General features: G+C 51.5%; 19 protein-coding genes. All 19 read right to left on the bottom strand.

Going from position 1 to position 22668, the window contains the following annotated elements; translation table 11 throughout:
* Nucleotides 1-2 precede the first annotated feature (2 nt).
* The 19 genes from MKZ24_RS26575 to MKZ24_RS26660 all read right to left on the bottom strand — a co-directional run bounded on the left by MKZ24_RS26575 (nt 3) and on the right by MKZ24_RS26660 (nt 22435).
* Nucleotides 3-1643 (bottom strand): response regulator, encoded by a 1641-nt coding sequence (locus MKZ24_RS26575; protein ID WP_340788420.1) that lies wholly within the window; start codon nt 1641-1643, stop codon nt 3-5.
* Nucleotides 1636-3447 carry a cache domain-containing sensor histidine kinase gene (locus MKZ24_RS26580; RefSeq protein WP_231637828.1) on the bottom strand — a complete coding sequence of 604 codons (1812 nt, stop codon included), beginning with the start codon at nt 3445-3447 and terminating at the stop codon, nt 1636-1638. The genes MKZ24_RS26575 and MKZ24_RS26580 overlap by 8 nt, the downstream gene beginning before the upstream one ends.
* Nucleotides 3448-3476: 29 nt before the next feature.
* Complete coding sequence (locus tag MKZ24_RS26585; RefSeq protein ID WP_042234892.1) at nt 3477-4793, bottom strand: ABC transporter substrate-binding protein; 1317 nt, start codon at nt 4791-4793, stop codon at nt 3477-3479.
* Between the two features lie 44 nt (nt 4794-4837).
* A complete protein-coding gene (locus MKZ24_RS26590; protein WP_340788424.1) occupies nt 4838-6616 on the bottom strand; it encodes a family 43 glycosylhydrolase in 1779 nt (592 codons plus the stop codon).
* A gap of 21 nt (nt 6617-6637) precedes the next feature.
* Complete coding sequence (locus tag MKZ24_RS26595; RefSeq protein WP_340788427.1) at nt 6638-7471, bottom strand: carbohydrate ABC transporter permease; 834 nt, start codon at nt 7469-7471, stop codon at nt 6638-6640.
* The gene (locus MKZ24_RS26600; RefSeq protein ID WP_340788430.1) at nt 7472-8365 is read right to left on the bottom strand and encodes a carbohydrate ABC transporter permease; all 894 of its coding nucleotides are present in this window, start codon (nt 8363-8365) and stop codon (nt 7472-7474) included.
* Between the two features lie 93 nt (nt 8366-8458).
* Nucleotides 8459-9763 carry an ABC transporter substrate-binding protein gene (locus MKZ24_RS26605; RefSeq protein WP_340788433.1) on the bottom strand — a complete coding sequence of 435 codons (1305 nt, stop codon included), beginning with the start codon at nt 9761-9763 and terminating at the stop codon, nt 8459-8461.
* A 788-nt stretch (nt 9764-10551) separates the two neighbouring features.
* Nucleotides 10552-11574 carry a phosphotransferase enzyme family protein gene (locus MKZ24_RS26610; protein ID WP_340788434.1) on the bottom strand — a complete coding sequence of 341 codons (1023 nt, stop codon included), beginning with the start codon at nt 11572-11574 and terminating at the stop codon, nt 10552-10554.
* 150 nt (nt 11575-11724) lie between these two features.
* Complete coding sequence (locus MKZ24_RS26615) at nt 11725-11997, bottom strand: CD3324 family protein (RefSeq protein WP_042234885.1); 273 nt, start codon at nt 11995-11997, stop codon at nt 11725-11727.
* A gap of 317 nt (nt 11998-12314) precedes the next feature.
* On the bottom strand, nt 12315-12455 hold the full coding sequence (locus tag MKZ24_RS33165; RefSeq protein WP_442950515.1) for a hypothetical protein: 141 nt from the start codon (nt 12453-12455) through the stop codon (nt 12315-12317).
* Between the two features lie 105 nt (nt 12456-12560).
* Nucleotides 12561-13634: an IS200/IS605 family element RNA-guided endonuclease TnpB gene (gene tnpB / locus MKZ24_RS26620; protein WP_340788438.1), complete on the bottom strand. Its 1074-nt coding sequence runs from the start codon at nt 13632-13634 to the stop codon at nt 12561-12563.
* An 8-nt stretch (nt 13635-13642) separates the two neighbouring features.
* Nucleotides 13643-14041, bottom strand: coding sequence for an IS200/IS605 family transposase (gene tnpA, locus MKZ24_RS26625; RefSeq protein WP_156123092.1), 399 nt, complete (start codon nt 14039-14041; stop codon nt 13643-13645).
* A gap of 126 nt (nt 14042-14167) precedes the next feature.
* Nucleotides 14168-14497, bottom strand: a complete 330-nt coding sequence (locus MKZ24_RS26630; RefSeq protein WP_052416230.1) for an immunity protein YezG family protein — start codon at nt 14495-14497, stop codon at nt 14168-14170.
* Nucleotides 14498-14729: 232 nt separating this feature from the next.
* Nucleotides 14730-16763 carry a methyl-accepting chemotaxis protein gene (locus tag MKZ24_RS26635; protein WP_340788445.1) on the bottom strand — a complete coding sequence of 678 codons (2034 nt, stop codon included), beginning with the start codon at nt 16761-16763 and terminating at the stop codon, nt 14730-14732.
* A 261-nt stretch (nt 16764-17024) separates the two neighbouring features.
* Nucleotides 17025-18053, bottom strand: coding sequence for a bile acid:sodium symporter family protein (locus MKZ24_RS26640; RefSeq protein ID WP_340788448.1), 1029 nt, complete (start codon nt 18051-18053; stop codon nt 17025-17027).
* Between the two features lie 311 nt (nt 18054-18364).
* Complete coding sequence (locus tag MKZ24_RS26645; RefSeq protein ID WP_340788451.1) at nt 18365-18691, bottom strand: hypothetical protein; 327 nt, start codon at nt 18689-18691, stop codon at nt 18365-18367.
* A 128-nt stretch (nt 18692-18819) separates the two neighbouring features.
* Entirely contained in the window at nt 18820-19773 is a 954-nt protein-coding gene (locus tag MKZ24_RS26650; RefSeq protein ID WP_042234877.1) for a radical SAM protein, read from the bottom strand.
* Nucleotides 19774-20051: 278 nt separating this feature from the next.
* The gene (locus tag MKZ24_RS26655) at nt 20052-21302 is read right to left on the bottom strand and encodes a stalk domain-containing protein (RefSeq protein WP_340788458.1); all 1251 of its coding nucleotides are present in this window, start codon (nt 21300-21302) and stop codon (nt 20052-20054) included.
* A gap of 173 nt (nt 21303-21475) precedes the next feature.
* Nucleotides 21476-22435, bottom strand: coding sequence for a nucleoside hydrolase (locus MKZ24_RS26660; protein WP_340788461.1), 960 nt, complete (start codon nt 22433-22435; stop codon nt 21476-21478).
* Between the last annotated feature and the right edge of the window lie 233 nt (nt 22436-22668).

Consider the following 22668-nt stretch of genomic DNA (forward strand, 5'->3'; position numbering starts at 1 on the left):
TGTCACTCCCGGCCATCCATAGAAGCCGCCTGCGCCTTGCGTATACTATCCCTGTATTCTTTAGGCGAAAAACCGCTGCAGTTTTTGAACACGCGGTTGAAGTGGCGCACATTGCCAAAGCCCGTCTCCTCAGCGATCCTGCTGATTTTCTCATCTGTGAAGGCCAGCTTCTTGCGCGCTTCTTCCATCCGGATATGGGTCAGGAATTCGATAAAGGTGACGCCTGTTCTTTGTTTGAATAGATTGCTGAAATACGCCGGGTTCAAATACACCTCATCCGCCACTTCCTTAAGGCTTAGCGGATGATCATAATGCTGCGAAATGTAGCGCTGGGCGGCAGCAACTGGATCGAGATCCTTCACCTCTCTGGACTTCGCAATGCAGCCGGTCAGGGTGAGCAGCAGCCCCCGGCATTTCTCGGCCAGCTCCTGCCGCGAAGAGAGGCTGCATACATCGAACAGCACCTTGCGGATATCCTTCGATCCCAGCCACGATTCCGTAACCTCAAGCTCTTCGGACAGCTCGTAATAGTACAGCAGCAGCTTACAGATTTGCTGATGAATACTCTCCGGTGAATCCGCCATACTGCACAGCTCTTCAATCATATGTTCAACAATCGGGCCGATGCTGGCCACTCTGCCTCCGGTAATCGACTTCTCCAGCATCTCCCATGACCATTTCAAAGGTCCGCTTCCGGAATGGGGGCGCTCTGTCATTTTGGCATAATCGAGCAGCTTATCACCGCCTTCGATCAGCCGGTACAAGAGGGCGATTCCGGCTTCACTATAAGCTTTCGGAATGCCCGGCAGTCCTTCCGCCGGATTACTGACCCCGATGGTTACCGTCAGGTTGGACAAAGAGCGGATCTGCCTGCGGATCAGGTCGCCCAGAGCTCCCGGTGCCGATAAGGAATGCTCCGGCTCAGCTATATTCAGCAAAGCCACCACCTCGGTATCCGACAGCACGAAGCTTATGCCTGTCGCATGGCGGTCAATCATTTCCTGGACAACCTGCTGGATATACAGGAGGAACAGGGAGGCATCGCCCCGCTGATAACGCTCCTTCTCCACCGAATGCTTATCCAGCTTAATCACCATGCAGAGAAAGTAAGGATGGCCGAAGGCGAAGCCCATCTCCCGCAGCAGCTGCAGGTCGCTATCTTCTGTTTTGCCTTTCAGCAGACTCTCGATCAGATGACCGGCCACATGCCGCTTCAGTACAGGCTGGACCTGCCATGGTTCATCCTTGCGCACCGGAAGCGCCTTGCGCTCGGCCAGTTCCCGCCCCAGTCTCTCCAGCACACGGCTCAGCTCCTGGCGTTCGACCGGCTTCATCAGATAATCCTTCGCCCCCTGGCGCATCGACTGCTGCACATAGGCGAACTCGTCATAGCCGCTGACCACGACGGTCATCAGATCCTTGAACCTTCCCCCGGCCATCTGCTGCAGCTGAATCCCGTCCATCCGCGGCATGCGGATATCCGTGAGCAGCACTTCCGGCGACAGCTCGGCCAGCTTGTCAAGCGCATCATAGCCGTCAATGGCTTCACCAACCACCTCCCAGTTACCCTCCAGGCTGGTGATCATTTTGCGCAGACCTTTGCGGAAGACAGACTCATCGTCAACAATCAGTATTTTAGGCAACTCCGTCATCCTCCCTTGCTCTGCCCTGATGGGTAATAACCGGCAGCCTCAGCACTGCCTTGAAGCCCTGATACGGCATACTCTCCAGCGAAAGACCATATTCATCGCCATAATGCAGCACAATCCGGCGGTGAACATTCAGCAGACCGTTGCCTGAGCGTCCGCCCAGCTCCTTCGTATTCAGCAGATGCAGCCGAAGCGCCTCAAGCGCCTCCGCATTCATGCCGATGCCATCATCCTCGATAGTAATTCTAAGCACCTGACTGCTGCTGTCCGCGGTCAGCGAAATACGGCCCCGGCCCACCCCTTTGTCCAGTGCATGATTGATTGCATTCTCCACCAGCGGCTGGATCATCAGCGGAATGACCTCACAGTCCAGCAGCGAAGGTTCAATGGTCATCGTGAAGTGAATGCGTTCTTCATAGCGCATCTGCTGGATTGCCATATATCCGCCGACATGGTCCAGCTCATCCTGAAGCGTCACATGCTCCGTGCGCCCGCTGAGGCTGTAGCGCAGCAGCTTGCTGAGATTGTTGGACATCGTAATAATCTCCGGACTGCCCTCAAGCTCGGCGTACATGCTGATGGAACCCAGTGTATTGTACAGAAAATGCGGATTGATCTTGCTCTGCAGCGCGGCAATCTGCGCATCCTTCTCCCGGATCTCCGTCTCATAGAGCAGATATCCCAGTTCGCTAAGCTTGGCGAGCATGCCGTTGAACGAATGGCCCAGCATTCCTACCTCGTCCGTACCGCTCACCGGAAAAGCCCTGCTGAGGTCTCCGCGCTCGACACTGCGCATCAGCCGGCTCAGCTTGCGCAGCGGTTGGGTGATCCGGTAGGCGATAAACACATACAGCAGCAGGGCCAGACCTACACAGATGATGCCAATAAGAATAATGTAGGTGCGTAGAACCTCGGTATCTTTCATCAGACTGGAGACCGGTACAACACCCACCGTGGTCCAGCCTGTCACTTCAGAAGTTACGTGGGCCATCAGCAGCCCTTCGCCCTCCGACTTCACATGACTTACCCCTTCACCCGAATGTTCAGGAGACAGGGAAGGCGCTGCCTGCGGCAGTCCATGATCCTTGCCGATGACCAGGTTGCCGGAATCATCCGTAATGTACAGCAGTTCTTTGGCATCCAGCTTTACTTTGGACAGAATCTCACTAATGAACTTGGGGTCCACATCAATGACGATGTACCCGAGGGTCACCCCGTCATCGAAGCTGCGCAGCTCCCGCACAATGGAGAAGGCCTGATACACATTTCCGCCGCTTGAGCTTAAGTCATGTGTGGCAACATACACTGGCTGCCCGTAGTGACCCTTGAACTTGTTCAGCCAGCTGACATTTTCATCGAGCTTATAGGTCGTCACATACTGGCTCTCCGGCATGACCACATACGAAGCTCCGCCCGTACCATACAGAGAGACACCTAGTATATCTACCCGGCCGTTCAAAAACACCTGAGTGACGAAGCTGTTCAGTCCGCTAATCTCATCCAATGTCAGCGGTTCACCGGAGATACGTTTGGTAGCCAGATACTCGGTTACTTTCGGATACTGATAGGGCATCACGGTCAGCCGGTTCAGCTCATTCATATAGGTGTCGATATTCAGGGTAAGCTGCTTCAGCGTCTGAAGCTGATAATCGCCAACCTTGCGCTCCGTCGTTTCGGTGAAGCGTGCGAAGGCGAAATAACCCATCAGCCCCAGCGGCAGCACAATGAATACCACATTGATAAGAATAAGCTTGCGCGCGAGCGCCAGATTCCTGAACCAGCCGCGAAATGATTTCAACCGCATTCTCCCCTTTAATCCTTTTGCATTTATTTCTTCAGCTGAAGGTTAATGCTGTCCACCGCTTTTTGCAGAGCCTGCTCCGGGCTTTGCTCCTTGTAGATCATTTTCTCAAACTGCCGGATAATCTCTTCATTAATACTCCACTGCTTCACATTTCTCGGCCAGTAGGCTACGGAGTTGGCGGTATTGGCATAATCACTGCGGAACTTCAGTGCAGCATACGCTCCGCTCTCTACGACCTCCCGGGAACTCGGTACATGACCGGCTTCCGCCCACATCACTCCATGCTCCACCGCCCAGCGGGCAAAAATCATGGCAGCATTACGCTTCTCCGCACTCATCTCGCTTTTGGCCGGAATAGCCAGCGTATGCGAATCTCCCCAGACCGCCGGATGATCGTAGATGACCGGAACCGGCACGACGCCCAGCTCCAGGTTCTCATCCTTCTCAAAAGCGCCGGTTCCCCACACCCCCGTAATCAGCATAGCGGCCTCCCCGTCATAGAACAGCTTGAAGGCATCATTAATATCCGGCGGAATCAGCTCCTGCTGATACAGGCTATTCACGAACTCCAGAGCCTGAAGCGATTCCTTGTTGTTAAAGACCGCCTGCGTACCTTCGGGATTGTAAAAGACACCACCGCCCTGCATCTGATTGTACAGGCTCCACCACAGCCACACGGAATCAATACGTGTGCTGGGCAGAGCCAGCGGAGCAACACCGGGCGGCAACTCCGCCTTCAACTGCTGCAGGAACTCCGTAAACCCTCGCTCTCCCTTGCTGATCAACGGTTTGTCCCCGGCATCCAGCAGCCCAGCCTCTTTTAAATACTTCTTATTGTAATAGAGCACTAACGTATGCGTATCCAGGGGTATAGCATAATGGGCACCGCCGTAGACCGTGGACTCAGCGATTTTGGCATTGAACTGGCCCCAGTCCAGCCCGGTATCCGCAGCGAGTCCGTCAAGCGGCTCAATATAACCGTTCTGCACGAATTGCGGCAGATTGGTCGCGTGAATAATGGCTAAATCCGGTGCATTACCGGACAGAATCGCCGTGCGCAGCCGGGAATAATAATCATCCAGCCGGGAGTTGATCTGTTCGATCCGGATATCCCCGTGCTCCCGGTTGAACTGCTGCACCAGCTCGGTCATGAAAATGTTGTCTCCGCCGCTGAATGGAGTCCAATACTCCAGAGTTACCGGCTCAGCGGCAGCCTGGGGGGATTCCTCTGCCCCATCTGTACCGCAACCGCCCAGCACCAGAAGCATAGCCAGCAGCAGAATTGAAAGCGTAATCAGTTTGTTCCGTTTGAGTCCGCTATAGCGTCCCGTATCTCTCATATGGTTAAGCCCCCGTCTTGCTTGCATTCTATGAATCTTCCGGCTCATTCACTCTTCTGCCATATATCCATATAATCTATACCGAAGCTGCCTTGTCTGTCAAAAAGAATGATTTCGTTCGCTCCGCTCTGCAATTGCAGCTCCAGCTCCATGAAGGATAATTGGTTTCGTTCCTTAGATTCCAGGGTTGATACGATCGTAGAATCCCCGTTCACCGCCACCTCCAGCTTCGCATCCGGCGAAGCATTAAGAACAGCTACGGAGATAGTGTAGGCCCCGCTTCGCGGAACATGAATATTGCTAAAGCGCAGCGCTGCATCGCTTCCGCTGAGGTTTGCCGCTGCCCCGCCTGAGGCATACGGGTTATCCTCCGCATCAGCATTCCCCTCCAGCGTCTGGGCTTCACCTTCATACCGGGGAATTTCAATGGCCTTCAGTTCAGCTGCGCCTCCCTCCGGCAGCTCAAAGGCTACTGTATTCATCCCGGCTGTGAACGGTATGCTCAGATAGGCGTATCCGGTTTGGCCTCCCCCGGTAGGCGGCAGCTGAAGCTTTGACGGCGTTCCAGCATTCACTGAAACTGCCGCAGCGGCCGGTTCTCCACCCGGATTCATATAATGCACCAGCAGCGGGGTATCGCTATTCACCGTGGACGGCAGGGACGGGAACGCCAGCCGGTTCCCGCTGCGGATGGCGTTATCAGGTTGGAATACTCCCATTCCAGCGGGAACCTCAAGCGCCGTGCTCAGCGCCAGCGGCTTCCCGAACACCGGCAGACCGCCATCGTCCCAGCTGACCCGCTGGGCCCGTGCTTTGCGGTTGTTCCAGCCGTCCGCCGCTCCAGTAGTCGCGTGATAGACAATCCACTGCTCGCTGCCATCCGGCGACACCGTGAACGAGTTATGCCCCGGCCCGTACACTCCGGCGGCTTCATCCATCGCCAGCAGCGGCTGCTGCAGCTTGGTCCAGTCTGCCGCCTCCAGCGGATTGCCGCCGGGCTTCAAGACCAGCAGGCCCAGACTGTAATACGGAGTCCAGCTGCCCGCGCCGGAATAGACAATGAAGACGCGGCCGTCATGATGAAGGACCGACTGGCCTTCATTGATATACGGCGGGCCTCCGGCCTGCTCCCATGGAAGCAGCGGCTCGCTGAGCAGCACCCTCGGACCGCTGATCGTCAGCGGGTCACTCATCGGCGCAATATAGGTGTTCTGCGCAGCGTTCACTTCGCCTTCCCAGCCGGACCAGACGAAATACAGCTCATCATCCACTTCCATCGCCAGCCCATCAATCGCCCACTTGTTGGTGTCGTCGGTGACTTGGCCCTTGAAGGTATAATCGCCCAGCGGATCACCGCTATCCCCCTGCAGCACATACATCCGGTGATTCTCGTTATTACCATCATCTGCGGCAAAATAGACATACCAGTTCCCACGAATGTACTGGAGCTCGGGTGCCCAAAGATTCGCCGAATAGGAGGTCTCCGCCGGGGGATACCATACCACCTTCCGCTCGGCCTGGCGGAAATCCATTGTGCGTGACTTCATCATCATAATATCCGTTCCGTTATGGGTGAAGGTCATGTAATAATATCCATCCTTGTAGATCATACTCGGATCCGGAGTATCCATCTCGGCCAGTGTATTCTTAAACGTTCCGCCGTGCCCGTTATAGACTTCATCTGTCCCGCTATTATTGTGCTGATGCACCAAATATGCACCTCCCGCCAGTATAAGTAACATAATCGCTGCAAGCGAGTAGAGTATTCTACGTGATTTCTTACCTGTCCATGCCATGTGCGGATTATCAGGTTTCATTCTCATCCGCTTCCCTCCCATCACCCGTTATTTCACACCCGAGCTCGTTATGGCTTTTACAAAAGACTTCTGGCCTACAATGAAGATAATCAGCACCGGGAGCGCCGCGATAGTGGTCATAGCCATTAATTTGCCGTAACTCTGGGTGTAGCTTCCGGTGGCCATCATAGCAATACCTGCGGTGATCGTCCGCATCTCCGGCGAGGTGGTCGCATACAGCGGCCAGACAAAGTCATTATAGATTCCCATGAAGGTGAAAATCCCCAGCGTCATCATGATCGACACTGCGGAAGGCAGCAGGATCCTGGCATACAGATTCCATTTGTTCACCCCGTCGATCCGGGCCGCCTCTTCGATTTCTTTCGGGAAGGAGACAAAGAACTGATACAGCAGGAACACGCCGAACGCCCCGGCTGTAGCCGGCAGAATCAGCGCCTGATACGTGTTGATCAGCCCTAGTGTATTGAACTCAATGTACATCGGCAGAAAGGTCAGCACGCTGGGAATCATCAGCGAGGCAATGAACATGGACAGCAGCGTACGGCGCAGCGGCAGATCCGGCAGCCGGGCCAGGGCAAACGCCGCCATCGAATCAATCAGCAGCACGATTGCTGTTCCCACAATCCCGACTGACAGGGAATTGATGATCCAGCGCAGAATCGGTGTATTCATCAGCTCCCCGCTCAGCCCCTGAACGAAATTATCAAGCGTGGGCTTCTGCGGGAAGAAGTTCATCCGCCCGGAGAGGGCTTCGAAGTCATTTTTAAACGCAGTGGACAGCATCCACACGAGCGGCAGCAGCACGAACAGTGCAATCAGAATGGCCAGCAGCAGCAGGCCGGTTTTTTTGGCTTTTCCCATTTATACCTTCTCCTTCCGGTTCGTAAGACGGAACTGTACGATGGACACCATCATGATCAGCAGCGCCATCAGAATCGCCATCGCGGAAGCTGAGCCGATATCCTTGCGCACGAATGCCTGGTCCAGCACATTGATCAGCAGCACCTTGGTGGTGTCTCCCGGCCCTCCGCGCGTCAGCAGGAACGGCTGGGCATAAATGTTGAAGGACGCGATCGTTGAGGTAATCATCACGAACAGCATCACCGGCCGGATCGAGGGCAGTGTAATTGACACGAACCTGCTCCAGGCGCCCGCCCCGTCAATAGCAGCAGCCTCGTAATAATCTTCAGGCACCTCATTGAGCGCATTCACAAAAATAATCATATTGAACCCGATCGTCCACCAGAGCGTCGTGAGCACCAGCGCAATCCATACCCAAGGCGTAGCGGTCAGCCACGGGATACCGGTCAGACCTAGCTTTTGCAACAGACTGTTAATGAATCCGGCATTGGTATCGAACATCATCAGCCAGATCACGGCCATCACGGAAGCCGACAGCGCATAGGGCAGGAAATAGAATGTCCGGAACAGGCCGCGCAGCTTCGCGGGCAGCGCATTGACCAGCATCGCCATCCCGAGCCCCACAACAATCAGGAGCGGAACGGAGTACAGTACAAACTGGAAGGTGGTCCACAGCCCGCGGAAGAAGATACTATTCTCATAAGTCCCCGGGGTGAAAATCGTAATATAATTGCGCAGCCCCACAAAGGGATGCCCGGCAGACAGCAGCTCAAAGTCCTGCAGGCTGATCACAACACCATACAGGATCGGAAACAGCAGAAACAGTCCGAAGGCTGCAAGGTAGGGCAGGATGAACAGGAATGAGGTGAAGCGGGAAGTCCATGTGCTTTTCAAAAGGGGTTCCTCCATTTCTTCGTATAGGGAAAAGCGGGAAGCGATCCGCGCTCCCCGCTTTTGCTTACCGAAATGATCACATCATCATAAGTGCTATTTCATCGCCTGACGGGATTTGGCAACTGCATCATCCATCGCCTGCTGCGGTGACTTTTTGCCGAGAATGGCATTGCTCAGCTCGCTCCATACCGGCTCGACGATGGTGCCCCAGTTCAGTACATTCGGTGCAAACTGTACAGAGGAGAAACTCTGGGATACTGTGCTTTGGAATTCCATCGCCTTAAATTCAGCACTGTCCATGACTGTCTTGGAGGCTACCGCCTGACCGGATTCAGCCCAATCCAGGGAGTTGCCGGAAACATATTTGAGGAAATCGCCAATGCCGGCCAGTGTATTGCTGTCGGTCACTGCTTTGGGAACCACGAAGCCATGCGAACCTGCATAAATAGCCTGCTTTGCTTTGCCGATCTGCGGCATAACGGCTACGCCATAATTGAGTCCGGCTTCATCAAACTGCGACTTCATCCACGGTCCGTTGAACTGAATCGCATTCTTGCCCTGCAGGAACAGCGTATTCTCTCCATCCTGCTGCACATTGGCCGGGGAGATGCCCTTGTCGACCATATCGCGCAGCCACTGCACCATTTCTACCGCTTCCGGGGAATTGTAAGCTACGTCCGTTCCGTTCCACAGCTCTCCGCCATTCTGCCAGACAAGCGACGGGAAGATGAACTGCTGCGGCCATAGGGTAGGTACTACATATCCGTAGACTCCCTTGGATTTATCCGTCAGCTTCTCTACGGCGGCGTTGAATTCGGCACGGTTCGTTGGCGGTGCGGTAATTCCCGCTTTTTCAAACAGATCCTTGTTGTAATACATCACCACCGGGTGAATGTCGAGCGGAATGGTGTACAGCTTGCTGTCGATGGTGGCGTATTTCACCGGGGCTTCGGCAAAATCAGCAGAATTAATTCCGGCTGTTGCCGCCAGCTCATCCACCGACTGCAGCTGATCCTTGCTCTGGTAGGTAGGTACCTGATCCACGTGCATAATCATCAGGTCCGGCCGTTCCTTGCCGGTGCTGAGCGCTACATCCAGCTGCTTGTAATACTCACCATTGGGCTGGATTACGAAATTCACTTTGTATTTATCCTGAGAGCTGTTGTATTTATCTACGATTTTCTTCATGAACGGGCCATCCGAGCCGGAGAACGGTGACCAGAACAGAAGCTCTGTCTTCTTGCCGCTGCCGCTGCCTTCTCCCTGCGTCTCCTTGCCGCTGTTGCCGGCGTTTGCGCTGTTGTTCTTCGCATTGTTCCCGCCGCAGGCGGTTACTACCATTGCCAGCATCATAACCATCAGTAATATTGACGTTACTTTTTGCATGGATCGTTTCATCTGTGTACTCCCCTTTTACCCGGTAATTCAAAGCTGGCTGCGCTTTGATGTCTTTATGTTACCGCCCCAACGGAGATCAAAAAATGTCCTTAGACTAGGAACAATGGACATATTTACAGATTGGCGGATATGCTGCAGGTCTAACGTATGACTTCAACGCTCAGGGGGTCCGAATCCAACGGCGGCTCCCGGCGGAACAAAACAAAAGTTCAATTAACGCAACTTGCTCAGTGACATATTGTATTCGGTTTTTCGCATACATTGGGCTCGGTTACCTTCGCAGTGACATATTGTATTCGGTTTTTCGCATACATTGGGCTCGGTTACCTTCGCGATGACACATTGTATTCGGTTTTTCGCTTACATTGGGCGCGGTTACCTTCGCGGTGACACATTGTATTCGGTTTTTCGCTTACATTGGGCTCGGTTACCTTCGCAGTGACATATTGTATTCGGTTTTTCGCTTACATTGGGCGCGGTTACCTTCGCAGTGACATATTGTATTCGGTTTTTCGCATACATTGGGCTCGGTTACCTTCGCGGTGACACATTGTTTTACAGCTCATTTCCTCCATGACTCACTGCGGGAGTCTCATCAATACATCGCATAATTTCCCAGCATAATTTTTTGGCTTATTTTCTTGAAATACACAATAAATGACTGATCGGATACCTCCCGGCACATCAAAAAAGCTGCCCCACCGGCATTATCACCGGGGAACAGCTGATATTGGAGAAGCAGACCGCAAAGGGCTCTGCTATTTATTAAGTACAACTGGACGCTGCCCTCACTCTATCACGTAGGGTTCGATACGACTGAACAAAAAACGCTCACCCTGCAAATATTCTCTCAGGTAAGCCAGGGCATACGGCTGTTCTTCCCGCAGACCGGGGATTTCATCCGGATTAGAAATGTGATGGCTGTAATTGCCTATCATGATCATAACGAAGAAGCATTCCAGCTTCCGTTCATAATCCGGCTCCAGCTCCCGGACACTACTATAACCCTGGATCAGGCTGCCGCGCTGCGCCGGGGAGAGCTCCAGCAGTGCGGCAGCCATATCATAGAGGAAATATCCGTAGCCGCAGCGGCCGAAATCGATCGCACGCGGCTGGCCTTGGTCAAAAACAATATTTCCGCTATGCAAATCGCCGTGAATCAAGCCGTAGCTGCTGGCGTCAGGCTGCATGGCTTCGAGATCTGCCCGTATCTTCGCGGCTGCAGCCTGATAGAGCTTCCATTGTTCCTCCATTACCATTACCGCGTGATGCGCCTCCAGCTTGCTCCACTCCAGCTCGAAGCTGTCTGCTCCCCATACCGGACGGGTGAAGCCGGCAGACGGAACGAACGGTGTACTCGCTACGTGCATACCGGCCAGCATTTCCCCCATCCGGAAGATATAATCATCCGGCAGATTGCCCTCTACAGGCGCCCCTTCCACCCAGTGCATCACCGTTGCCCAGGCAAGCCGCCGCTCTTCGCTTCCAATCTCAAGGATATAGCCGCCGCTGGAACTGGCCAATCCTTGCGGGACCACAAAGCCCGCTGTCTGATTGAGATACCGAGTCCATTCCAGCTCCGACAGGATCTCCTCCCGGCTGAAGCGCTCACCATGAATCCGCAGCAGAAAGCTGCCGGCAGCTGCAGTCTCCACCCGGAATGTAAAATTGTCTGATAAGCCGATAAGCTCAATCCTGTTCCATTCCAGATCATACTCTGCCAATGCCCTGAGTGCTATATTCCTGCCCGATCTCCAGAGATCCCGCGATGGATCACCCACACTGCTGCTGCATAAATTATGTTCCGTCATCTTCCTGCCTCCCGCATACATCTGTCTATATAATTATAGGGGTGACTCAATGGATGAACATAGATAATAAACAGCTGCAATTCATTTTTTGCACAAAAAAAAAGAAAGAGCCCTGTTCGACTCCTTCTCTCATCTCAATATAAGTGCTGCTCATAGCTGCTTGCTTCCATATACAATCTTCTTGATGCTGTCACCCGACAGACAAAATTGCTCGGCAAGCTCGGTTACGCTTAAGCCCCTGGCATAATGGTCACGAATGGACTGGTTCCGGGCCGTCAGATAGGTTCTGCCGCCTGAGTTCTCCCCCCACCGCTTCCGCTGTCCCTCGGGCTTGGGGATGTAGAGCATCCCGCCTTGCATATATTTCTGTACTTCCTGCAGCAGCTGCTGCGGTAATACCAGATCTGCATTTACATATTTCATATAGCTCCGCTCCTTTAAAGTAGTGAACTTGTAAAGGCAGCAAAGTCTATAGAACAGACCATTTTATCCGGCGGATCGTTGCAGCGGAGACTTGCTATCAGCTCTACACAACAACCACTGCCATGTCGTCCATAGACTTTGCGTAGAGCTGAGCATTAATCTTCTCATGAAGCATCCTCCTTCCATTATCTGACTTGGATTATAATTAATATAGCATACTGAAACTGCGATTTCCCGCTAAAAGTTCCATTTCTAAATAAACAACTTGAGGTGCTTCGGTCAGCCGTTGAATAGCTGAAGGGACACCTCTAGGGGGATTAATCCGTTTTTGTTTTGAGATATTCATCTAAATACTTCTGGTGAAAGCCATCTGTAGGATGTAGTCCTAGAATTTCATACTCCCAAATTGTACGCTGTTGTGAGGGGGAATACAAAACAGCGCCATAATTATAATCAATAGTGAACTACACACCACCTAAGAGGTGGGTGTTTCTTGGTCAATAGAGCTACTGCTCCAAGTTTACCCAAGCTTATAGGCTAGTTCCTAACCCGCTAAGGGCCATTTACATGGCTAGTTGTAGAAGATTCAGTGCCGCATTCCGGTCTCTGTCATGCTCCGTATGACAGGCAGGGCAGGACCACTCCCGTACGGCCAGGTTCTTGACTTCTGCATTTTTGTAGCCACAGCAGGAACACAATTGACTGCTTGCAAAGTGTTTGGGGGCAATGATTAATTCTCTGCCGTACCATTTCGCTTTGTAGGTCAGCATGTCTCTGAACAGGCTCCAAGACACTTCGGATATGGCTTTGGCTAACTTATGATTCTGCATCATGTTCTTTACACGCAAGTCCTCCATCACGATCACTTGGTTTTCGTTTATCATTTGGGTGGACGTTTTGTGCAAAAAGTCTTTCCGTTGATTCGCTATTTTTTCATGCAGTCTGGCGACCTTCAGCCTTGCCTTATACCGGTTACGGCTCCCTTTCTTCTTTCGTGACAAGTCCTTTTGCAGCTTGGCTAATCGTTGTTCAGACTTCCGCAAGTACTTCGGATTCGGTATGATTTCACCATGTGAAGGAATCGCAAAGTCTTTCAACCCCAGATCCACACCGATCTTCGTCTCGAGTGGGGGCAATGGGATGATATCCGTTTCCACCAATACGGAAGCGTAATATTTTCCCGTGGGTGTTTTGGAAATGGTGCATGATTTAATACGTCCCTCGAATGGACGGTGCAGCTTGATTTTGATTTTCGTTTTTAGTTTGGGGATTTTGATCCTTCCCTCTGTAATGGCAATGGTTCCCTTCTGGTTATTGGTTGTGAAGCTATGGCTATTCTTCTTCTTGCTCTTGAATTTTGGAAATCCCGCGTTCGGTTCACGGAAGAAATTCTGATAAGCCTTCTCTAAGTGAAGCAGGGCATTGGCTAAGGCTAGACTATCCACTTCTTTCAGCCAGGCAAAATCCTTTTTGTAGGGCGCAGGTGTCGTTTGGAGCATCGTTTCCGTTTGCTTGTAATGTTCAATCTTGTCTGCAAGCATTCGATTGTAGATGAAGCGGACAGCGCCGAATACTTTAGTGAAGTACTGCTCTTGCTCAGAGGTGGGATGGATTCGATACTTAGAAGCCTTTAACACCTGCCATCTCATTTCTGACCTTGAGATTCGATGTACTTCCGGATGACTTCAATCGGCGCACCGCCAGTCGTCAGTAGACAATAACTTCTGGACCAGAAATATTCCTTCCACAGCTGTTGACGAATTACAGGAAATTCTTTCTTAATTAGACGGGAGGATGCACTCTTATAAGCGTTCAGAAATTTAGAAATATCGCTATTGGGGTGAGCTTTCATTAGAATGTGAACATGATCCTTGTCATGCTTCCATTCCTGCAGGGTGATATTGTAATTAGGCTGAATAGACTCAAATATCTCTTGTAACCGATTCGAAATGTCATCGTCTATTACTTTTCTGCGGTACTTCACGACTAGCACAAGATGATAATGAAGAGAGAATACTGAATGATTATTTGTGTCTAATTCCACGGATATCACAACCTATTTCATAATACTACTGAATGGTTTTATTGTAATATTTTAGGTTGTATTTGTCTATGAGAAAGACCGCTGACATTCATCCCGCCACTTAGAGAAGTGGGGGAATTCTGACAGCTAACTATTAAATTTGCCTGATTGACTTAAATACATAGTTAAATTTGTCCATTGTTGAGGATTGTTTTTGCTAAATTCCGCATTAAGATCAACAAAGTACTTTTCTAATTCACTACACAAACGGTCATAAATGCGCTCATCTACCCCATATATTTCAGGAATATTATGACCAAATATCAACTCGTTCCGGGTGGTAGAATTGTAATAAAAATAGACTATTCTTGAACCCGGCAATACCTCAGCATAGAGATAAACTTTGTCCCACTCATCAGGAATTATTCCTATGAGCTTATTGCCTATCAGCTGATATAATTCTTCAATCTTTCCCACAGCTACCTTAGCCTCCACTCCAAAATCAACGCTACAACCCAGTTTTCACCATAATTCACCATTTGCGGAGTCTTGAGAATGTGGAAGGGGTGAGCCTGAATTCCAGACAAAAAAAGGGACCCCGCCAGCGTCCGGCGGGGTCTAAGTTATATTAAAGGGGGGTTATGTGTTTAATATATACCCCGAAGCTTAAAATCAGATGAAGCGCGGGTAAAAATCTGCTGAAACCGGCTTAGATTTTGAACTTCTCTACCAGGACCTGCATCTCCTTGGCGCTCTGCGTATTCTCATCAGCCATGGTAGCCTCATGGAAGGTTTTCTCCACAATATCCGCCGTCTTCTCGGCGATATCCTGAACACCAATTGCACCCTCGTTCACGGTAGCCGCCACTTCATTGACGGCGATGGCGATGCTGGACACCGTTTCGTTCAGATGGTCCGCTGCCTCCTCGAACTGGTTCATCAGCTCATTAATCGTTGAAGCATCGCTGTTATACTGCTGGCTGACCTCAGTCAGCCGCTCATAATCGCCCAGTACATTCTGATCAATGAACGTCAGCATGGCTTCAGAATGTTCAATCATCTGCTCTACGGAGTTGTAGACATTCTTGACAACGCCCTGGATGCCAGCCGCAGTCTCTGACGACTTCTCGGCCAGCTTACGGATTTCACCCGCTACAACGGCGAATCCGCGGCCGGCATCGCCCGCCCGTGCAGCTTCAATCGCCGCATTGAGCGCCAGCAGATTGGTCTGGCTTGTAATGGAGAGAATCGTATCCGCCAGCACATTGATCTCGTTGATGGCACCCGATTGCTCAATAGCTTTCTGCATCTCACCACGGACCGAGCCGTAGATCTGTTTGGCATTCTCGGTGGATGTGACCGCATCATGCTGAAGCGCCAATGCACGCTCCGTAATTTGCCCGGATACACCGGAGCCTTCTTTTACCCGGGTGGAGATCATTCTGACATTATTCTCGATCTCATGAATGGCCGCTGTCATCTCCTGGGTAGATGCCGCCGTTTCTTCCATTCCTGCGGACAACTGCTCCGTAGTGGCTGAATTATCATGCGCATTCTCCCTGACGTCAATGGACAGCTTCTCCAGCGTCTCCGCATTATCCAGCACTTTCGAGGAAATCGAGATCAGGCTTCCGGCCATCTCACGCAGAACGGCGCGGGTATGGAACATTGCCTTGGCAATGGTACCTGTCTCATCTTTATTTTTAGTTAAATATTCATACTGGTTGTCATACTTCAAATCCAGCTCCGCGGTGCGGTTAATCAGCTGGGTAAGCTTGATAATCGGTGAGGAGATACGGGTAGCTACAGTAACCCCAATCAACAGCGTAAGCAGCAGGCTTCCCAGTCCTAGCAATAAAATGTAGTTGGTCATTTCATCCACAGGCAGCATGATCTCCTCCAGATCTCCAGTCAGTACCAGGGTCCAGTGAGTCTCCGGAAGAACGGTGAAAGCCGCTTTTTTCTCAGCGCCCTCATACGTGTACTGCACCGTTCCATCCGGTACGGTCTCGCCCACCTTCACACGCTCCACAACAGCTTTAATTGATTCATTCTCAATCACTGAACCAATCTTTGTTTCATCCGGATGGTAGAGGATATTGCCAGTTTCGTCCACCAGATAGGCATAGGATGAAGGCGCATTGGTCACCTTGGCATCGGCTAAATATTTAATAATACTGTTCGCATTAACCGCCGAAGCGACGAAACCGATCATCTTGCCCCCGCTCTTCACAGGATGGACAAAGGCTAATACGTAGGCTCCGGTAGATTTAGATTTCAAGGTCTCACTGACGACAGCTTCACCTGTCTTGAATACATTCTTCGTGTAGTTTCTTTCGCTGAAATCGGTGCCGACCAGCTTGGTGTCACTGTCAGCTACCGCAATTCCCTTCATATCAGCCACAAACATATGCTCCAGGTTGCCAGCATCTTTGACTAAGCCCTGAAGCTTCACATTCACTTCATTCTGCAGTGCATCCCCGGTAGTAAGTTCGCCGTTTCCGGCCTGAAGCAGCAGCTGTTGGATCTCGCTTTCACCTGCAACGAGCTGCATGCTCCGCTTCTCTTTATCGATCATTGCCGCAATCGTCTGCGCTTTGTTGGTGTTCACCTGTGCCATAGAAGCTTCAGTCAGATTCAAGATAGTGCCAGTGGACTTGGTGTACGTAAAAATCCCCATTAATGCTGTAGAAATTAGTGTAACGACAATCATCATAACCGATAGCTTCATACGAATCTTCATAGTTTTCTACACCCTTCCGCCTCTATCTAATCCACTAGTACCTGAATAGCTAAAAACCGTAACATTTATTACAATTACTATCGGATTTTCCACAGAAATAATTAATATTTCTAGACGGATTTTCGGAAATAATATCGCATTTTGTCGAATAATAGTGAAATATAACTATTTTTATTTATATTCAGCCTGAAAAACCCGCAATTCCCCAGCCGCAGGCAGCGGCACTCAATATAGGGGGAAATGCGGGATTGCCGGGATACTCTATAACGAAATGCGGCTCTCTGCCGGTGTGGCTATAGGTCCTCCTGAAGTAGGAGCTTCCGCCTGCAGCAGACGTTTGGCCCGGCTGCGGATGAACATGCCGGAGCAGGCAGCCAGAATCTGCTGAAACAGCATACCGGAAATCACGGGCAGGGCGACGGCTGGCGGAAAGTATTTCACTGCCAGTACCGCACCTGCACTCAGATTGCGCATACCGGAGTTGAACTGAACGGCGACGGTATTCTCATAATCCCAGCGGAAGCTTCGTGAGACTACAGCACCGATAATATAGCCCAATACGACAGTTACGAAAGTAACGGCAATAATCAGGATCAGCTTGCCATCCGGATGCTTCAGATAACGGGCAATGCTGGCGCCATTGATCGACACAACGATGAACAGGCCAACTTTGACAAACGGTGCAAGCGGCGGGCCGCAGACTGCAGTAACCTTGCCTTTACTGAACTGATTGAGCAGCATCCCCGCTACGGATGGCAGCACCACCATGTAGAGCAGCCCCCGCATCATCTCCCCGATCTCAATCTGCACGCTCGCCCCCATCAGCAGATACAGCGTGCCGGGTACTACCAGCGGCGAGAGCAGTGTATCGATCAGGATCAGCGCCAGCGTAAGAGCAACATTCCCGCCATGCATCGACACCCAGACCACACTGACCACACCGGTCGGAATGGCAAACAGCAGCACATACCCTGTAACTGTATACGGATCTCCCGGGAAAAAGGCCATGGCTGCCAGCCAGCCGATCAGCGGCATCACCACATGCAGAATAATCAGCAGGATGATCAGCTTCTGCGGTTTAGCCAACACTGCCAGCAAGTCACGGAAATTAGATTTCAGACTGCCGATCAGCGTCATACAAGCAAAGATCCACGGCACCAGCCAGGTAAACGGCAGCAGCGTTGCCTCATTAAGCACACCAACGACAATGGCTGCCGGAGTGAGCAGCGGCATTATTTTCTCAAGCACCACATTGGAAGATATCAGTCCGCGTCTTATTGCACCAAGCATGTTATATCCCTTTATGTATGGCGGGCCACACATTCCTTATCTGCAGATTTCTTGGTCTTAGTTACTACCTCTAATGAAATCATAACAGAACCAAGCCGCCCGGAAGAGTGGAAAATTGCCAATTTGCAGAATATCCTATGCCATGCTGTTGGCGATCCCCACTACAATCCAGGACAGAATCAATATTACATTCCCACACAGCAGCAGCTTCTTGGGAGCCGTGAATCCTTTCTACTCCCCATCCTTAAGTCCCCAGGCATTGCTGATGATCAGCGACAATCCGTTGAAGGCAAGCCAGCCCACGACAGAGCCTAGCGACCGAGTAATGCGGTTGCCTTGGCGTAGACACCGAGTGCCAGGAACCAGACTGCAGCGGTTAACAGCGCCTTGCCGTAGGCCGGGCCTGCACCTTGGGCGAAATAATCCTTATAGGTCCGGTTCTTGAGTAGCAGGATAAAAGCATACACGAAGTTGGCGATGAAGCCGCCGGACAGCGTAATTACCCAGGAAATAAGATTGGCGCTAATTCTGACTGTTCCATCGGCAACAGCTATATCTGCCGCCTGACTCGCATAGGAGAAGACGATATTCATCGCAGCAGAGCCTAGTCCGGCAGCTGAAGCGATAATCAGGCTCATGATGAAATCCTCCCAGTTCATATGTGACCAGCAAAAAGACAGGACCACAGCGGTTGGGCTGCAATCCTGCCTGATATAATGCACAATAATAAGTTCCGCTCATAATCTCTTCTGCTGCAGCGTCCGGACTATACCCCTTGCGGGAAAAGCGCATCCAGCGCCGGGCAAGGCCGCTTCTCCAGATACTTTTCGAGCGGTGCAGGCATATTGCTGTACAGATCCTTCAGCGAGGTGCCGCTGTAAATATTGCCGATAATAACCGGGTGGCATAGCTCAGAGATCAGAATATCGCCATTGCCGTGCAGGTGAAGCTGCTTCATGCCCTCAATGCAGTGCGGGAAGTAGACACCCGGCTGTTCCTCGAAGCCCATGGCCTCCATGAACCGGTCCATACATGTGAAATAGAGTGTGGTATCCGCCGGTTTACGGGCAATCAGCTCGTTCACGGCATTCTTCAGCTGTTCCCGGGCCGCGATCGCTTTCCAGCCGGTATGCCCCATAATAATGCTGTTCTGGATCTCATGCGTTCTTACGCCCATGGAATAGACATGATCGCTGATCTCGCGCATATTGTCCTGCGTTTCGTTGAACAGCAGCGTTTCCAGTACCACATTCACATTTGTTTTGGCGAACATCGTGATGTTCTCTCTGATTTTGGTATAAACGCTTGTGTGGATATTGTAATAAGCAGAGAATGCTTCGGCAGTAGTGAAATTGAAGGAAATATGTATCGTAGTCAGGCCTGCATCCACCAGCTGCCCGATCCGCTCTTCATTCAGCAGGCTGCCGTTAGAGTTCAGCTGGGTCTGAATCCCGCGAGAGGTGCAGTAAGCCACAATATCCACGCAATCCTGGAACTTCAGCGTCACCTCACCGCCCGAGAGGCGCACACGCTTCAGATTCGGCAGCTCCTCCAGAATGCGAATAACCTCCTTGCCGTTAATGCTCTGTCCATCATTTCTATTGTAAGCGCAGCAGTAATCGCAGCGGAAATTGCAGTTCGAGGTAACCCCGACTTCCAGCCCTTCCAGCTCATAAGTCATCGGTTTATCCAGTTCCAGTGCTTTGTATTTCGTACTCATGCTCTATAGTCCTCCTATATTTAGAACCGTCAATTTAAAGGTCAACCTTTAAAATTATACAGGTTCCCCCGTCAGCTTAATGTGACATTTGATATCGCCAGCCCGAATATACAAGATACTGCATAATAAACAGAAACCTGAGGAGGACTCAAATAAGGAACCCCATACATTCATATGTTCATCAAAAAGACTGCCGTGTGGTCAGTATCACCATACGGCAGTCTCCCTTCAGCCAGATTTATTTATAGCTACCATTGCATGAATACTAGCAGCACATTCTACAATTCTACCGATTCTCCCATTCTGCTGAACACCGGCTGGCCAATGAGACCCAGTCGCCAGATGGCAATTCCTTTGAGACCGTAACGCTTGGCCAGGCCAATCTTCGCGTTAACGGAGGAATCATTCTCGCTGAATACTGAAATGCCGAGAATTAGCTTGTCTTTGCTGACCTGCTGCAGGGCAAGCCGGATACCTTCATCCACTTTATCCATCGGCTCCGGCCCCTTCTCGCCCTCGTAGGCGTAGGCCATAATGACCAGATCGTCAGCGAGCGAAGCAAGCGTTTTGTAATCATAGCCTTTGTAGGAGCTGTTGAGCGGATGCAGAATCACCGTCAGCTTCAGACTGGCAGCGCGTGCGGCCACGGAGAGATTTTTGACAAAAGCATTATACTGGCTCTGCACAAGCGCCTTATCTCCGGTCAAGCCCAGTCCTTCCAGATCCAGTCCGATGCCCTGAAATCCCTTCTGCGAGGCCAGGTCCACGATGCTGGCGATGGTCTGCTGCTGCAGCTGGGGGTCCGTCAGATTCTTGCTCAGTTCCAGAGCAGAGTCACTAGAGTAGACCATCAGATACGGGGCTGTACCTCCCGCTGCTGCATTCTGGACAATGGATTCCGGCGTCACCTCTCCTGCTGCCTCAGGCCACCAGAAATCCTTACCGGTTGTGGTGAATTGTCCGGCCGGGTCAATCCGGCTCCAGCCGAAAGCTACCGCATCAAAGCTTGGAATCAGCGACACTTCGCTGTAGGCCTTTTGCGCGTAGAATCCCAAGGTATACAAATCCCGCTTGGGAGATGTAATCGATACGGTCTTGGCCGCCTGATTCCAGGAAGCAACCGCCCCAAACTGCTGGCTGAAGAACTTGAGCGGAATCATCGTTGTCCCGCGGATATTCTGTGGCGCTACGTCGAGCTTCACTACGGTCCCGTTCACAGAAGCGTTTTTGCTGCCCAGGGTTAGGATAACTTTTGCCGGAGCTGCTTCACCAGCGGACTTCTGAGTTGCCGTAATCTGGCGGGCCGCCTGATTCCATTCCACCTCAATGCCCAATGCCTCAGAGATCGCACGGAAGGGTACCATTGTCGTTCCGCTCATGACTACAGGTTCTACCGGAAAAGGCAGCGGATATCCGTCCAGCAGAATACTGACACCGCCTGGTGCCGCCTGTGCAGCACTTCCAGGAAGTGCTGTGTAGCTCCCCAGTGTGATCGCTGCGCATAATACTATTTTAGCAAGATGCTTCATTAATTAATTCCCCATTCTCTTATAGATAGATTATGAATCTCTCAATCTTACATCCCCTACCATTTTACCAAACCAGGTAATTATAGCAAATTAAGAGATTGTAACTATTGGGAGATTCATATGTCTGCTAGCTATAAAAGACGGGTAGCTGAAGCTGAATTCGGTTCCTCCATTCACATAAACGCGCTCAAAAAGACACCAACCGCCCGTTCAGCCTCTACATCCACCGCCACTTCGATGAAATGTCCGACCTTGGGCTGCGGCCGCAAATCTGCCACGACCATACCGGAGGTGAATTCTCCCTGATGCTCCACACGGACCTTCATCCGGCGCGTAGTCACCAGATCTGGCTGCACTGCGGCCATCAGGGCCAGCGGATCATGCAGCGGCGCACTGTTGATCAGATAATTGGCTTCCCGGTAAAACTTGAAATAGTATTCGAGTGACTCCTCCATGAAGTCTATGATGGACTTGTTCTCTTCTCGCCCATGGCGCTTCAACAGCTCAAGATGCTCTGATGTGATCCGTGTCTGCAGTGTAACATCCAGCCCGATCATCAGCACAGGCAGGCCAGAGGTGAATACACGGTCAGCTGCTTCGGGGTCGCCCCACAGATTCGCTTCGGCCACCGGAGTCACATTGCCCGGCTTAAAGACCGTGCCGCCCATGACCACTACCTTCTTCAGCTTGGAGGTCAATAGCGGGTCCAAATCCAGCGCGAGCGACAGATTGGTCAACCGTCCGAGCGTTACCAGTACAATCTCACCCGGGTTCTCATCCGCCATCCGCGCTATGAACTCCGCCGCTGTCTCCTGCACCGGCACTTGCCCGGAAGGGGGAAGCTCAACGCCGCCAATCCCATTCTCCCCATGCACATGGGTTGAGAAGCCTGTCAGTTCGCGCACCAGTGCCTTGGACGCTCCAAGCGCTACCGGGATGTCGTATCCGGGATCTGCGAGTGTAAGCAGCCGCAAGGTATTATCCGCCGCCTGCTTCACATCAATATTGCCAAACACCGTCGTTATCCCCTCAACCACCACTTCCGGTGTGCGTAGGGCATATAGAATAGCCAAAGCATCGTCTATTCCTGTATCACAATCAATAACCATCCGGGTTGTATTGCTGCTACTCATCTCTATCTCTCCCACTCTCTATATATACTTACTCTATCAGCCGTACTGCCCATCTTAACACGGCTCTGCAGTCTGCTCAATAAGTGGTTGTGGTTGATGCGCATGCCGGGAAGGGTCAGCAATGGAGTGTTCACCGCGAGGTTGGTGGGACACCATCTACCTTCTCAGACAGCAGTATAACAAGAAATCCGCTACCTCTAGGGCGCGGATTTCTTGATCGCTGTAAATGTTTT

Source organism: Paenibacillus sp. FSL R7-0297, assembly GCF_038009025.1.
Taxonomy (GTDB): domain Bacteria; phylum Bacillota; class Bacilli; order Paenibacillales; family Paenibacillaceae; genus Paenibacillus_AQ.

Bases quoted from the DNA above. Each gene is read 5' to 3' on its own strand.
- MKZ24_RS26605 (WP_340788433.1), bottom strand. From the start codon at position 9,763: ATGAAACGATCCATGCAAAAAGTAACGTCAATATTACTGATGGTTATG.
- MKZ24_RS26635 (WP_340788445.1), bottom strand. From the start codon at position 16,763: ATGAAGATTCGTATGAAGCTATCGGTTATGATGATTGTCGTTACACTA.
- MKZ24_RS26660 (WP_340788461.1), bottom strand. From the start codon at position 22,435: ATGAGTAGCAGCAATACAACCCGGATGGTTATTGATTGTGATACAGGA.
- MKZ24_RS26615 (WP_042234885.1), bottom strand. From the start codon at position 11,997: ATGAAATATGTAAATGCAGATCTGGTATTACCGCAGCAGCTGCTGCAG.
- MKZ24_RS26640 (WP_340788448.1), bottom strand. From the start codon at position 18,053: ATGCTTGGTGCAATAAGACGCGGACTGATATCTTCCAATGTGGTGCTT.
- MKZ24_RS26645 (WP_340788451.1), bottom strand. From the start codon at position 18,691: ATGAGCCTGATTATCGCTTCAGCTGCCGGACTAGGCTCTGCTGCGATG.
- MKZ24_RS26610 (WP_340788434.1), bottom strand. From the start codon at position 11,574: ATGACGGAACATAATTTATGCAGCAGCAGTGTGGGTGATCCATCGCGG.
- MKZ24_RS26595 (WP_340788427.1), bottom strand. From the start codon at position 7,471: ATGGGAAAAGCCAAAAAAACCGGCCTGCTGCTGCTGGCCATTCTGATT.
- MKZ24_RS26585 (WP_042234892.1), bottom strand. From the start codon at position 4,793: ATGAGAGATACGGGACGCTATAGCGGACTCAAACGGAACAAACTGATT.
- MKZ24_RS26650 (WP_042234877.1), bottom strand. From the start codon at position 19,773: ATGAGTACGAAATACAAAGCACTGGAACTGGATAAACCGATGACTTAT.
- MKZ24_RS26590 (WP_340788424.1), bottom strand. From the start codon at position 6,616: ATGAGAATGAAACCTGATAATCCGCACATGGCATGGACAGGTAAGAAA.
- MKZ24_RS26655 (WP_340788458.1), bottom strand. From the start codon at position 21,302: ATGAAGCATCTTGCTAAAATAGTATTATGCGCAGCGATCACACTGGGG.